The organism is Planomonospora algeriensis, assembly GCF_977012225.1.
The window spans coordinates 2346-16185 of sequence record NZ_CDRNDK010000105.1 but is presented as its reverse complement, the minus strand read 5'-3'; the positions used below and the strand labels follow the sequence as shown (position 1 = coordinate 16185).

Annotated in this window: 9 protein-coding genes and 3 pseudogenes; 6 read left to right on the top strand and 6 right to left on the bottom strand. The window is 72.5% G+C overall.

The features are described 5' to 3' along the window. The 5 genes and pseudogenes from ACWJ6R_RS13820 to ACWJ6R_RS13800 form a co-directional block, all read right to left on the bottom strand. A pseudogene (locus ACWJ6R_RS13820) lies at nucleotides 1–508 on the bottom strand (hypothetical protein); the annotation flags it as partial. Nucleotides 509–570: 62 nt separating this feature from the next. Then, nucleotides 571–1671 carry a hypothetical protein gene (locus tag ACWJ6R_RS13815; protein ID WP_449062602.1) on the bottom strand — a complete coding sequence of 367 codons (1101 nt, stop codon included), beginning with the start codon at nucleotides 1669–1671 and terminating at the stop codon, nucleotides 571–573. After that, nucleotides 1661–2959 (bottom strand): hypothetical protein, encoded by a 1299-nt coding sequence (locus ACWJ6R_RS13810; RefSeq protein ID WP_449062601.1) that lies wholly within the window; start codon nucleotides 2957–2959, stop codon nucleotides 1661–1663. The genes ACWJ6R_RS13815 and ACWJ6R_RS13810 overlap by 11 nt, the downstream gene beginning before the upstream one ends. Before the next feature lie 3 nt (nucleotides 2960–2962). Then, nucleotides 2963–4018 (bottom strand): hypothetical protein, encoded by a 1056-nt coding sequence (locus tag ACWJ6R_RS13805; RefSeq protein ID WP_449062600.1) that lies wholly within the window; start codon nucleotides 4016–4018, stop codon nucleotides 2963–2965. 92 nt (nucleotides 4019–4110) lie between these two features. Next, a complete protein-coding gene (locus ACWJ6R_RS13800; RefSeq protein ID WP_449062599.1) occupies nucleotides 4111–5211 on the bottom strand; it encodes a glycosyltransferase family 4 protein in 1101 nt (366 codons plus the stop codon). Nucleotides 5212–5330: 119 nt separating this feature from the next. Here ACWJ6R_RS13800 and ACWJ6R_RS13795 point away from each other — a divergent pair. The 3 genes and pseudogenes from ACWJ6R_RS13795 to ACWJ6R_RS13785 all read left to right on the top strand — a co-directional run. Further along, a pseudogene (locus ACWJ6R_RS13795) lies at nucleotides 5331–6275 on the top strand (DUF1972 domain-containing protein); the annotation flags it as partial. Nucleotides 6276–7029: 754 nt separating this feature from the next. Beyond that, nucleotides 7030–7158 (top strand): annotated as a pseudogene (locus tag ACWJ6R_RS13790) (phosphotransferase); the annotation flags it as partial. 3 nt (nucleotides 7159–7161) lie between these two features. Then, on the top strand, nucleotides 7162–7320 hold the full coding sequence (locus tag ACWJ6R_RS13785; RefSeq protein ID WP_449062603.1) for a hypothetical protein: 159 nt from the start codon (nucleotides 7162–7164) through the stop codon (nucleotides 7318–7320). 19 nt (nucleotides 7321–7339) lie between these two features. On the opposite strand, the gene ACWJ6R_RS13780 is transcribed toward ACWJ6R_RS13785, so the two are convergent. After that, nucleotides 7340–8248 (bottom strand): sulfotransferase, encoded by a 909-nt coding sequence (locus tag ACWJ6R_RS13780; protein WP_449062598.1) that lies wholly within the window; start codon nucleotides 8246–8248, stop codon nucleotides 7340–7342. A 101-nt stretch (nucleotides 8249–8349) separates the two neighbouring features. On the opposite strand from ACWJ6R_RS13780, the gene ACWJ6R_RS13775 reads away from it, so the two are divergent. From ACWJ6R_RS13775 to ACWJ6R_RS13765, 3 genes are all read left to right on the top strand, one after another. After that, on the top strand, nucleotides 8350–9630 hold the full coding sequence (locus ACWJ6R_RS13775) for an O-antigen ligase family protein (protein ID WP_449062597.1): 1281 nt from the start codon (nucleotides 8350–8352) through the stop codon (nucleotides 9628–9630). A 64-nt stretch (nucleotides 9631–9694) separates the two neighbouring features. Then, nucleotides 9695–11338 (top strand): hypothetical protein, encoded by a 1644-nt coding sequence (locus tag ACWJ6R_RS13770; protein WP_449062596.1) that lies wholly within the window; start codon nucleotides 9695–9697, stop codon nucleotides 11336–11338. 414 nt (nucleotides 11339–11752) lie between these two features. Beyond that, nucleotides 11753–13840: LamG-like jellyroll fold domain-containing protein (locus ACWJ6R_RS13765; protein WP_449062595.1), on the top strand; the 2088-nt coding region annotated here is incomplete at its 3' end.

The following is a 13840-nucleotide window of genomic DNA, read 5'->3' as shown; positions in this document are numbered from 1 at the left end:
CGCGTCCCGCCACGGGAGGTGAACTGGCCGCCCGCGTAGAGGCTCGTGCCCATGGCGGCCAGCGCGCGCACCGAGCCGTTCGCCGAGGGGCCCAGCCGGCCGCGACCGCGCCCGAGGCCAGGTCGATCGCGGCCAGGCGGGTGCGTGTCTGCCCCGCCACGGAGGTGAAGTCGCCCCCGGCGAAGACGCGCCCGCCGCTCACCGCCAGCGCCCGGACCGCGCCGTTGGCCGACGGGGACCAGCCGCGGATGAGCTCGCCGGTGGCGGCGTCGAGCGCCGCGATGCGGCCGCGGGCGACGCTCTCCCCGGTGGCCGGGTTGCGGAGGGCGGTGAAGTCACCGCCGATGATCACCCGGTCGCCGGCGTGGGCGATGGCGAGGACCCTGGCGTTCGGGAGCCAGTTGTCGCGCGGCTGGGTGGCGTAGTCGGCGGCGTGCGCCGGGGCGGCCGTCGTGACGAGCAGGAGGAAGGCGAGCAGCAGTCCGCCGGAAAAGGCCCGGATCCGCATTTCCATCTCCTCACGTGGCGAGACTGGAAATCATTATGAGCGGATTTCGGAAATGCGCGCCTTCAGTCCTCGGTTCGTGACGAAAGCGCAACGGCGGGCTCGGGCTCCGGAACGGCGTCGGCGGGAGCCCGGCGCCGGCGGGACAGCAGGGCCAGCACGCCGATCAGCACCGCGGCGAGCAGCAGCCCGCCCACCCAGTACCACTCCACGGGGAAGGGCGTCTGGGCCGCCGCCCGAGGCCGCTCCTCCGCGACCGGCGTCTCCGGCTGCGGACCGGGCGTGCGGACGGGGGGCGCGGCCAGCTCCCTCGGGAGCGCCAGGCCGAACACGGCGCTCCTGGCCCCCTCGCTCCCGGCGAGCAGCGTGCGGCCGTCCGCGCTGATCGCCAGGGACTCGCCCTGCGGCTGGGTGGGAGCGGGGATCGTCTCCAGCAGCTTGCCCGCCACGTCGCTGAAGACCCGGATCTTGTTGTATCCCCGCAGGAACATCTGGCCGTTGGCGTTGAGCACGCCGTCGGAGATCACGTGCGGGACCGGGGTGACGAACTCCAGGCGGTTCATCACGTCGGGCACCAGCGCCGTCGGCGCGGCGTAGACGGCGCCGCCCTTGTCGCTCTTGGTCACCACGTAGAGGTTGCCGGTCTGCGGGTGGACGAGCAGCGCCTCGGCGTCCTGCGGGCCGTCCGGGTAGACGAGCTGGTAGCTCTGGGCCTTCGCCTTGGTGAACGACAGGTCGGCGGGCTCCGGGAGCGCGAAGATCGTCACGCCCTTGGTCCGGGTCTTCTCGTTGTCCCCGATGTCGGCCAGGTAGAGCATGGCGTTCCCGCGGGAGTCGACGAAGCCGCCGATGGCCTCGGTGTCGACGGCGGTGGCCCCCTCCAGCCCCACCGCGGCCTTGGTGACGCCCTTCTCGTCCACGGCGTAGAGGGTCGGCTCGCCGGACCCGTCGTTGTGCGTCCAGAAGACGCCCGGGTGCAGCGGGCTCGCGTAGAGCCCGCTCGACTCGGTGATCCGGTCGTTGGTGATCGAGAATTTCTTGGCCCACGGGACCTTGGGGACGGCGGGGTCCGGGGAGGCATGGGCCGCGCCAGCGGGCAGGACCAGCGCCGCGGCCGTCAGCAGTGCCGCGGCGAGCGGCCGTCCGGCGCAGAGGCTAGATCGCATGGGGTTCTCTCTCAGAGTGGGATGTGCTCATGTCCGTCCGCTCCGCTTCCCGGTCCCGGACTCCGCGCAGATGCCACCACAGAAGCAGGTAGGACGCAACACCGCCGAGCCCGATGCAGTACGGGGCCAGGTGCGCCAGATCGGGACGGAGCACGAGCAGCACGAGCATCGCCGTGACGCCGACCGCCGTCTCCGCCCCGCGCACCAGGAACACCAGGCGGGACATCCGGTGCGCCGTCGCCATGCAGGCCAGCGGCAGGGTGGCGGAGAAGCTCACCGCGTAGGCGGCCCATCCGCCGACCGTCAGGGCGTCCAGGGTGAACGCGCCGCCGGTGATCAGAGGTCCGGCGAATCCGGTCGCGGCGACGGCCAGCAGGCCGCACGCCAGTGAGCCGGCGATGAGGACCGCCGTGGCCGTCAGGGCGTTGCGCGGACGCAGGGGCAGGCCCGCGTCGCGCTGCCGTACGTAGGTGGGCAGCAGGTAGCCGCCGGCTCCGGCGACGACGGTGAGGGCGGGGGCCATCAGGAGGCGGCCCGCCTCCACCGCGGCCAGGACGGTCCGCGAGGCGAAGACGTCGATGGCGATCCTGGTCGCCAGCAAGGTGAGGGGCCGCAGGCTGCTCTGCGCGGAGCGCCAGGCCGCGAAGCCGCTGAGCGCCCGCATGCCGGCGAATCCGGGCCGGACCAGGCGGTACTCCTCGCGGGGCAGCCGCCGCAGCGTGACGAGCAGGGAGACCAGGGTCCCGGCGCACATCGCCGCGAGGATCGCCTCGATCGACAGGCCGCCGGCCAGCGGGCTGGCGACGCCCAGCACCGCGAGCGTCACCAGGACGTAGGAGACGTCGTTGACCAGGAGGCGGCTGAACTCCAGGCGGGCCTGCAGCAGGCGGCGGCAGGTCTCCTGGAGCAGCCACAGGACCGTGAGCAGGGCGAACAGCGCGACGCCCACCGGGGTGGCCAGCCGCAGGACCACCGCGAAGACCGCGCCGCCCACGACGCCGGCCGCGGTGAACAGGAGCATCGAGGCGGCGATGGCGGACCGGATCCGCGGATCGGAACGGTCCAGCACGTTGAGGGAGTCGCCGACCCACGAGGTGTAGACGGTGGTCGCCGTCACCAGCACGGCGGTGAGCAGGGCGAAGGCGCCGAAGGCCGAGGGGCTGAGGAACCGCAGGGCGAGGAACTGGAGCGCCAGGCTGCCCACGGCGGTAACGGCCTGGGAGGCGACGGATCCGCCCGCGGAGGTCAGGAGCCTGCGCAGCCGGGACGGGGGAGCGGACGCCGTCACGGGTCAGTCGGCGTTCTTACGGGAACCCGAGCCCGGCTCGACGATGACCACCGCGTCCTCGTCCAGGAGAGGGCTGTGGTCCATCAGGGAGCCGTTGCTCTGGGCGCTCTTGGGCGGAGGGGTGTAGGACAGCAGTTCTTCCTTGTTGTAGACGGCCGTCGACTCCTCGGTCCGCGACGCGGCGGACGCCGTCTGCCGCCCGCGGGAGGACAGGACGTTCCGGCGCGCGGCGCGCTGACCGCTTCCCGAGGTGACGCGCTGCACGGTGGCGATCGGGTTGGTGGCCCGCAGGAAGGAGATGACGACGGCGATCAGGGTGCCGACGGCGAGGCCGATGACGACGTTCTTCGGCAGCCGGCTCGGGGTGATCCGCAGGGGGTTGGCCTGGTCGACGAAGCGCACTCCGGAGCTGTAGGCGGCCAGGTCGATGGCCGCGTCGCTCTCCTTGAGCTGGAGCTGGACGAGCGCCTCGGCCAGGGAGGTGGCGGTGGCGCTGCCCGCGGGCGCCCGCTTCATCTCGCTCTGGATGCGGGTGCGGGTGGTGCGGATGCTCTTGAGCAGCTTCTCCTGCTCGCGCTGCGCGTCGGCCTCGGTGAGGCTCTGGTAGGCGGCGACGACGGCGTTGGCGATCTGGGCCGCCCGCTTGTCGGTGTCGGAGGTGACGGTGACCTCGATGATGCCGCCGCTGGTGCCGGGCTTGGCCTCGACGGACTCGCGCAGCTCCTCCAGGTCGACCTGGAGGGACTCCTCGGTGGCGAGCAGCTGCCTGGCCCTGCCCAGCACGCCCGCGGACTGGGTGAAGGCGGCGCGCTGGGCGGTGTAGGCGATGTAGCTGCTGTCGGAGGAGACGCCCTGCCGCAGGAAGGTCGTGCTGCGCGGGTCGGTGACCGCGAACCGGGCGGTCGCCGTGACGTCGGTCAGGACGAAGACGGAGGCCGCCGCCGCCACGGCTCCGGCCAGGACGATGAGGGCCAGTGAGGACCACCGATACCGCCAGACGGCCTCCAGGAGGCCTACCTGGGGAGGATCCGACGGATCTTCGTATCGCTCCTGTGCCACCAATGTCCCACTTTCAGTTCTTTGGTGCCATTTGCCGGTTCATCCTACGGAGTCACAAAAATTCGTCCAAAATGATTCTATGTAGTCGCGCTTCATCCGAGCACTGCCTCGAATACGTCGCGCCGGTACCGATCAAGGCTGAAGCGCGCCTCCGCCGACGCGCGGCCCCGGCCGGCGGTCTCCGTCGCGCGCGGCCAGTCGTCCAGCAGCGCCTCGACCGCGTCCGCGAGCGCCGCCGGATCGTCCGGGGGGACCAGGACGCCCACGCCCTCCTCGGACATGATCTCGGCGAGCCCCTGGACCGCGCTGGCGATCACCGGCCGCCCGGCCAGCATGCCCTCCACCGCGACGTTGCCGAACGGCTCCTCGCGGGAGGGGACCAGCACGATGTCGGCCTCGGCGAAGTGGGGCCAGACCTCGTCCCGGAACCCGGCGAAGGTCACCGCGCCGTCCTGCCCCGCCAGCGTCCGCAGTTCCTCCTCGAACCACTCGTAGCCGGGGAAGACCGACCCGACCAGGGTGAGCGAGACGTCCCGGCCCCGGCTCCTGAGCTCCCGCACGGCGCGGACCGCCACGTCGGTGCCCTTGCGCGGGGACAGCCGCCCGGTCAGCACCAGCCGGCCCTCGGGGGCGGGCCGCACCGGTGCGACCTCGGCGGGACCGGCCACCCCGTTGTAGATCACGGCGACGCGGCCGGGCCGCACGCCCCCCTCGACCAGGGTCCTGCGGCACGCGCCGCTGTTGGCGACGACGTGGTGCGCCAGCCGTACCGGCGTCGCCAGCAGGTGGCGCAGCAGCCGGGGGATCCCCTCCTCGGCCTCGTGGGCGTGGCAGACGACCCGGACCCCGGCCAGCCGGCCCGCCACCAGCCAGAGCGGGATGGTGACCGTGCTGACGTACAGCGCGGCCGGCCGGGTCCGGCGCAGGAGCGCCACCAGGCCGGGGAGCGTGCGGGCGGTCCGCCAGGCGAGCGTGACCAGGCCCCGGGGGGAGAGCAGGTTCTTGCGCAGCACGGGCGTGGGCATCAGCAGCACCCGCGCGCCCAGCTCGCGCAGCCGGTCGCAGAGCGGCCCCTCCTCGGGCAGGACCACCGTGACCTCCGCGGCGGAGACCAGGGCGTGCACGGACTCCAGGAGCATGCGGTCGGACCCGTAGAGTTCCGGCGACGGATGCGCGACGATTACCTGCTTCATCCTCTGTTGACCCGACCCTTCGCTATCGTTGACCAGGATTTTGCCACCTTGTCGTCACGTCCGGGTGCAGGTCATGTTAGGGACATCGGCCGTCCTTGGAGGGCAGCTTGCGAATCGCGATGATCGGCACCCGCGGGGTCCCGGCTCGGTACGGCGGCTTCGAGACCGCGGTGGAGGAGATCGGATCGCGCCTGGCGGCGGCCGGGCACCAGGTCCGGGTCTACTGCCGGTCGGCCGAGGAGCGCCTGGCGACCTACAAGGGCATGGAGCTGGTGCACCTGCCCGCCGTACGGCACAAGGTGCTGGAGACCCTCAGCCACACGACGGTCTCGGTCGGCCACCTGCTCGGCCGGCGCACCGACGTCGCCCTGGTCTTCAACGCGGCCAACGCCCCGCTGCTGCCGCTGATCCGCGCCGCGCGCATCCCCGTCGCCACCCACGTGGACGGCCTGGAGTGGAAGCGCGCGAAATGGAACGGCGCCGGGCAGCGCTACTACCTGGCGGCCGAGCGGCTCTCGGTGCGCTGGTCCGACCGGATCATCGCCGACGCGCGGGCCATCCAGGACTACTACGTCGAGCGGTACGGCACCCGCAGCGACATGATCCCCTACGGCGCCCCGATCCAGGAGCGGTGCGACGAGGACCTGCTCCGCCGCGAGGGCTACGAGCCCGGCGGGTTCCACCTCGTGGTGGCCAGGTTCGAGCCGGAGAACCACGTGCACCTGATCGTCGAGGGCTACGCGCGCAGCAACGCCCGGCTCCCCCTGGTGGTGGTCGGCTCGGCCCCCTACGCCGAGGAGTACAGCCGCCGGATCGCGGACATCGCCGCCGGAGACGAGCGGATCCGCCTGGTGGGCGGGGTCTGGGACCAGGACCTGCTCGACGCGATGTACGCCGGCTGCGCCACCTACCTGCACGGCCACTCCGTCGGCGGCACCAACCCCTCCCTGCTGCGCGCGATGGGGGCCGGCGCCCCGGTCGTCGCCTTCGACGTCGTCTTCAACCGCGAGGTCCTGGGGGAGAGCGGCGCCTTCTTCGGCGACGCCGAGGCGCTGGCCGAGGCCGTCGAGAACGCCGAGAAGCAGCCCGACCAGGAGCGGGCCCGGGGCGCCGCCGGGCGCGAGCGCGCCGCAGCGAGTACACCTGGGACGACGTGGCCGCCCGCTACGAGCGGCTCTGCCACGACCTGCGGGCGCGGGCGCCCCGGTGAGCGGGACCCACGTGCGCTACCCCCCGGGCCGGGGAACGTGTGGATCCCGGTGGGCGACGCCCGTTCGGCGGCGGCCGGCCTGTCGCTGCTCACCTTCTCCCGGCCGCTGCCGCTGGCCGCGCAGCGCCTGCTGCACACCGCCGTGCGGGCCGGGGCCTGGATCCTGCCGGGGCGCAGGGAGCCCTGGAGCCCGCCCGTCGCCGAACCCGGGTGGTCGGCCGTGCTGGAGCAGGTCGCCGAGGCGGTGGGCCGGCCCGACGGCCACGCGGTCTACCTCCGTCCCCAGGCGTCCAGGACCGGCGCCGCCTCGCTGCTGCTGCGCGGGGGCCGGCCGATCGGCTTCCTCAAGATCCGTGACGACGCCGGGGAGCTCGACCGCGAGGCCGCGGTGCTCCGCCTGCTGGACGGCGGGCACGGCACCGGGTTCCGCGCGCCCCGGGTGCTGGGCCGGGGTACGGCCGGCGGCCTGTCCTGGCTGGTGATCTCCCCCATGGAGCCCGTGCCCGCCCGGCCGGCCAGGGGCGTGCGGATCGGCGAGCTGACCGCCCGCGTCCGGGAGCGGCTGGCCGACCTGCCGGCCGGGGGACGCGCCCGCGCACTGGGAGCCGATGCACGGCGACCTCACCCCCTGGAACCTGCGGCGTACGCGCGGCGCGGTCCCCTGGCTGATCGACTGGGAGGACGCCGGCTACGGGCCGCCGGGCGCGGACGAGGTCTACTACCTCGCGACCCGGGCGGCGGTGCACGGCGGCACGCCCCCCGCCACCGGGTACGGTGAGGCGGCCGAGCACTGGCGGGCGGTGGTGTCCCGGCGCGGGGACGACGACGCGGAGCTCTCCCGCAGGCTGCTGGCCGCCCTGGACGTGCTCGGGCGCCCCCCGGGACGGGAACGTTCCTAGCCGGGCTCCGGTGGGGCTCCTAGGGCTTGGTCCAGTCGGGCAGTTCGCGGCCCAGCAGGCGCTCCAGCTCGGCGTTGTGCGGGGCGAAGTGCTCAGCCAGGCGCCGCCGCAGGCCCTCGTCCATGTCGGCCTTCGGCGCGGGGTTCCACACCCGGCCCGCCGAGGGCAGCGGAGCGGGGGGCAGGCCGAGGAACGCCGCGGCCCCGTCGCAGGCCCCCTGCGGATCGCGGTAGAACTCCTCGCTGGTCAGGATGTGGAAGCGCGAGGCGGGGAAGTGCTCCATCCAGCGGCGCAGGCAGCGGGCGTACTCGCTCTGCGCCACGTAGGACTGCTGCTCGTGCGCGTAGCTGGTGGCCGACGGGTCGGCGATGAGGCGCTCCTCCTCGCCGGCGGTCCGCTCCTCCTCCGCCGCCAGCGCGTCGGCGAACGAGAGCTCCTCAGCGCCGCCGCGCACCCGCTCGCGGTAGTGGGAGAACGTCCGCTCGACTGGGTCCCGCAGCACCAGCAGGATGCGCGCGTCCGGCACGTGCCTGGCCGCGCGCTCGGCGGCCAGGGGGTGGTGCAGGTAGTACGGGGACCCCTCGCCGGCCAGCACGGGCCCGCCCGCCCGCCGCTCCGCCCTGGCGCGGCTGAACCGGCTGGGCAGGTGGGACCGGTACCACCGCATGCCGCGCCCGTAGTTGGAGTCGAAGAAGTGCACGCCCTTGGTGTGGTTGGCCTTGGGCAGCAGCCCCGCCGCGGGGAAGAGCGGGATGACGCGGGGGTGCTCCAGCAGGGCGTAGTAGAAGGACGTCGAACCGCCCCGCTTGGCGCCGATCAGCAGGAAGTCCGGGTCGGGGCGGAGCCCGGCCGTGGCCATGCCGTACAGGCGGAAGGCGCTCCGGCCCGCGTTCATCACCGGTTCCGGCAGCAGGTCGCGCGCACCCATGGGCAGGTCATCTCCTCGTGGCGGTGGGCAAAGGCTTGGCAATACGCTCGTATGCTGACACAAGTCAGAGCCGGAAGCGGCCCGACACCGGGGGGAGCCGGGTGAGCAGAGCACGTCACCGGCGGGTGCGCACCGCGTGGTGGCCCACCCTGGTCCCGATCGGCATGATCCTCGCCAGCGAGTACAAACTCCGCTCCCGGGGGATCGGCGAGGCCATCTCGGGCGGGCTCGACGTCACGGTCGCCATCGAGATCGGCGCGTACGGCCTGGCCTCGCTCTACCTCTACCGGCGCTTCGGCATCCGGCCGCCGCACCGGGTCCCCTCTCCCGCACTCCTGCTGGCCTGGCTCTTCGCCCTCTACATGGCGCTGTCCGTGGCGTGGACGCCGTTCCCCCAGTTCGCCGTGGTCAGAGCCGCCCAGCTGCTGGTCACCGCGGCGGTCTGCCAGGTGGTGGCCACCCGGGCCGAGCGCGCGGACCTGTACCGGCTGGCCCACGCCTTCATCGGGGTGGTCGTCGTCTCGGTCGGCATCGGCCTGGTCATGCCGCTGCCCCGCACGTCCAACACCCAGGACCGCTTCAACTGGCTCTACGTGCACCCGGTGACAGCGGGGATCTTCCTGGGCATCGCGCTGCTGCTGGCGCTCGCCTTCGCGCTGCCCGGCGGAATGCCGCGCCGGTGGCGGACCTCCACCTACCTGGTCGTGGTGGCCGTGCTGGGCACGGCCCTGGTCGCCACCGGCACGCGCGGGGCCGCGGGCGGCTGCCTCGCCGGGGCCGCGGCGTTCCTGCTGACCGCGCGCGGGGCGCGCGGGCGGGCCGAGGTCCTGATGATCTCCACCCCGCTCGCGGTCGTCGCCGCGCTGGTCTTCGGCGACTGGCTGCTGGAGTTCGCCACCCGCGGGGAGAGCGTGCAGCAGCTGGAGACCCTCAACTCGCGCACGGACCTGTGGACGTTCGCGTTCGACGCGGTGGCGAAACAGCCGATCTTCGGCAACGGCATGTCCTCGGCGCGCGGGCTGTTCCTGGAGAAGATCGGGCTCGGCGGAGGCCACAACATCTTCGTGAACATCCTCGTCGAGGGCGGGTTCACGGGGGCCGCGCTGTTCTGCACGCTCTGCTTCGTCGCGATGACCGTGCAGCTGGCCCTCACCCGGCTGCCGGAGGTCCGCGCGGAGGCCGCACTTCTGCTCGGTTTGATGACGTTTCTGCTGGTGGACGGTCTGACGGCCGACATGATGGCGGGTGCCGCTAATGTTGCCTCGATCTGGCTCTTCCTGATTGTTGCGTGGACGTGTGTGATTCTCCGTAAACCAGTGACGCGTGGGACGCGTCCTGGTGACAGTCGAACTCCCGTCGCCACGGTGAGCCAGATCTCGTGACGGCAGGACGACCGCAGCTGCCGTCGACGACCCCCGATTAGCGGTCATGCCCTGAGGGGGGCTTGTGCGTAAGAAACTCCTGGCAGCGGGAGTGGCCGGTATCGGTCTCGCGTCCCTGCTGTCGATGCCGTCCGCCGCCGTGGCGGACACCACTCCGGCCCCTGGGGAGGCCGTCACCGTCACCGCCGACGAACAGCCGACGTGGCAGACCGATGGCGTCGTCCTCTCCATGGAGATCGTCAACGGTGTCGCCTACGTGGGTGGGAACTTCGACCACGTCCGCCCGCCCGGCGTGCCGCGGGGCGGCCCGGGCGAGGTGGCCCGCAGCGGCCTGGCGGCCTTCGACGCGTCCACCGGCGACCTGCTGCCCTGGGCGCCGGCCGTCACCGGCGCGGTCTTCACCGACACCGACGACCAGATCGAGTGCGACAGCGTCGGCCCCGACCAGTGGCGCTGCGACACGGTCTGGGAGATCAAGGCCTCTCCCGACGGCTCGAAGCTCTACATCGCCGGCGACTTCAGCAAGGTGGCCGGCCAGCGGCGGGTCCGCATGGCGGCGTTCGACACGGCGACCGGCCAGCTCGACCCCGCGTTCGCTCCGCAGCCCAACAACCGCGTGCGCGCGCTGGCGGTCTCCGGCACCACCGTCTTCGCCGGCGGCCACTTCACCTCGGTCGGCGGCACCGCGCGCACCCGTCTGGCCGCGTTCGACCGGACCGACGGCTCGCTCCTGCCCTGGGCGCCGACCGCCGACAAGCGGGTCATGGCGATGGTCCTGGCGCCGAGCGGCAACCGGGTCATCGTGGGCGGCGACTTCAACCGCATCAACGGCGTCCTGCAGCACGGCCTGTCGGCGGTGAACGTCAGCAACGGCTCGAAGGGGACGTTCCTCAGCAACGACATCCCGTACAACAACTCCAACAACCGCTCCTGGGTCACCGACCTGGTCACCGACGGCACGCGGGTCTACGCCAGCGCCGACGGCGTCGGCACGTTCGACGGCCGCCTCGCGATCAACCCGGAGAACGGCGCCAGGATCTGGATCAACTACTGCCAGGGCGCCACCCAGGCCATCTCGGTGATGGGCGGGGTGCTCTACAGCGGGTCCCACGCCCACCGCTGCGACATGCAGACCTACTACGAGGGCAGCGGCTTCCCGGAGGTCCGTCCGCACCGCCGCTTCCTGGCCGAGCCCGCCGACACGGGCTCCGGCGTCAAGCAGCGGGTCCTGCACTGGTTCCCGAACGCGAACGCGGGCACGACCTACCCGTTCGTGCAGGGGCCCTGGGCGATGGCCAACGACGGCGTCAACCTGTGGGCGGGCGGTGACTTCACCAAGGTCAACGACGAGCCGCAGGAGGGCCTGACCCGGTTCACCTTCCATACCTCCAGCCCCGACGTGGGCGGGCCGGTGCAGACCGGCTTCGCGGCCCCGACGGCGGTGGCCAACGGCGGCGGCAAGGTGACGGTCAGCTGGAAGAGCACCTGGGACCTCGACAACCGCAGGGTCCGCTACGAGGTCGTGCGCAGCGACGGCGCGGTGGCCTGCACCGCCGAGGCGGACACCGTCTTCTGGAAGCTGCCCACCCTGTCCTGCGCGGACATCGGCCTGACCCCCGGTTCGATCTACAAGTACCGGGTCCGGGCGATCGATCCGCACAACAACCGGATCTCCGGCCCGAGCTCCGCGGACGTCACGGTCAGCTGAACGGTCAGCCGACCGGGTCCTCCGGAGCGGTCACGCGCCGCGGGTCGTCCTCGCCGGACTCTCCCGCGACCCCCCGCGGTCTCCCCGCGGCGCGTGACCGCCTCCTCACCCCCTCCTCCGCCGGCCGGTGGTCCGGTCCGGTGATCCGCCGGCTGCTCCCGCCAGGAGCCGCCGTGCCGGTCACCGCCGGACCACCGGCCGTGTGCGTGCGCGGAGCCGGTGGTTTTGCACCGTTCCAATATCGTTATTCAATTCGAGGATTTTGGGCCCCCAGGTCACTGGGTGAACTTTAAACCGTTCCATTACCATTTGCAGCCAATGCGGCACGCCATGGAGTCAAGAAATCCTGAGATGTAGGTACCTGTGGTGATTCGTTCCTTATTGTCAACGGCCTCGAAACGCGCCCTCGTCGGGGTGGCCGCGCTGCTGGCCGCGACGCTCTCCGCCGTCCCCGCCCCGGCGCGCGCGGACATCGACCCCGCACCCGGAACCCCCGAGACGGTCACCGCCGACGCCCTGCCCACCTGGCAGATCAACGGCGTCGTCTGGAAGATGGCCACCGTCGGCTCCACCGTCTACGCGGTCGGCAGCTTCTCCAAGGCGCGTCCGCCGGGCACCTCCCCGGGGCACGCCCAGGAGGTGAACCGGTCGAACATCCTGGCCTTCGACATCACCACGGGCAACCTGCTGCCGTTCGCCCCCGTGCTGAACGCGCAGGCCCGCACCATCGCGGTCTCCCCGGACAAGACGAAGATCTACATCGGCGGGGACTTCACCACGGTGAACGGCCAGACCCGCAACCGCGTCGCGGCGTTCGACGTCGCGACCGGGGCCCTGGAGGCGGGGTTCGCCCCCTCGGTGAGCAACGTGGTGCGGGCCCTGACGGTCTCGGCCACCACCGTCTACATCGGCGGGAACTTCTTCAACGTCGGCGGCTCGAGCCGGACGCGCCTGGCCGCGGTCTCGCGGAGCAACGGCGCCCTTCAGCCGTGGGCGCCCACCACCGACGACGAGGTCTTCGCCCTGCTGATGTCCCCGGACGGAGACAGGGTCATCGTCGGCGGCAGGTTCCAGGCCCTCAACGGCGTGACGCGCGTCGGCATCGGGGCGCTCCACCCGGTCAGCGGCGCCTCCCTGCCCTGGAGCAGCAACCCGATCCCGGCCCGGCAGGGCGCGAACTACTCCATGACCTACGACCTGGCGACCGACGGCACGAACGTCTACGCCGCCGCGGACGGCGAGGGCTGGCACTGGTTCGACGGCCGCTTCGCGGTCGAGCCGGACACCGGCGACCTCATCTGGCTGGACAACTGCTACGGCGCCTCCTACAGCGTCTTCCCCATCGACCAGGTGCTCTACAGCGTGGGCCACGCCCACGACTGCGCCTCGCTCGGCGGATTCCCCGAGGTCTCGCCCACCCGCTGGCAGCGGGCCCTCGCCGAGACGATCCAGCCCACCGGCACCGACCAGGGACCGCCGTCCAACAACAGCCAGTACAGCGGCCAGCCCGTGCCGAGCCTGCTGCACTGGTTCCCGGCGGTGAACGCCGGCAGCTACACCGGCATGAACCAGGGCGGATGGGCCCTCACCGGCAACTCCCAGTACCTGGTGATGGGCGGTGAGTTCACCACCGTCAACGGCCGTGCGCAGCAGGGCCTGACCCGCTTCGGGCTCAAGGGCGCCGCGCCCCGGGACTCCGGGCCGATCGCCTCGGCGGCGCTGACCCCGACCGCGGTCTCGCTCAACGCGGGCACCGCCCGGGTCGGCTGGCAGACCACCTGGGACCGCGACCACGAGAAGCTCACGTACCAGGTCCTGCGCGACGGCGGCACCACCCCGGTGGGCGAGGTCGAGGTCGCCTCGAACTTCTGGAACCTGCCGACCGCGGGATTCGTCGACACGGGCCTGGCGCCCGGATCGACGCACACCTACCGGATCCGGGTCGTCGACCCGTCCGGGAACACCGTCGGCAGCGGCACGTCGGCCCCGGTGACGGTCTCCTCCGCGGGCTCGCTGAGCGACTACGCCGAGGCGGTCGTCGATGACGGGGCCGCCCACTACTGGCGGCTCGGCGAGAGCGGCGGCGCCGCCGCCTACGACTACGCGGGCTTCCTCGACTCCTCCCGCGAGGCGGGCGCGGGCCACGGCTCCGCCGGCGCGATCGGCGGCGACGCCGACGGCGCCTCGCCCTTCGACGGCACCACGTCCGGATTCACCAGGACGCAGTCCACGGAGGACGCCCCCGAGAGCTTCAGCCTCGAGGCGTGGGTGAAGACCACCTCCACCCGGGGCGGCAAGATCGTCGGGTACGGCAACGCCGCGACCGGCAACAGCTCCAGCTACGACCGCCACGTCTACATGGACAACTCCGGCCGGATCTGGTTCGGCGTCTACCCGAACGCGGTCCGCACGGTCAACAGCACCGCCTCCTACAACGACGGCCAGTGGCACCACGTGGTCGCCACGCAGGGCTCGGGCGGCATCGCGCTCTACGTCGACGGC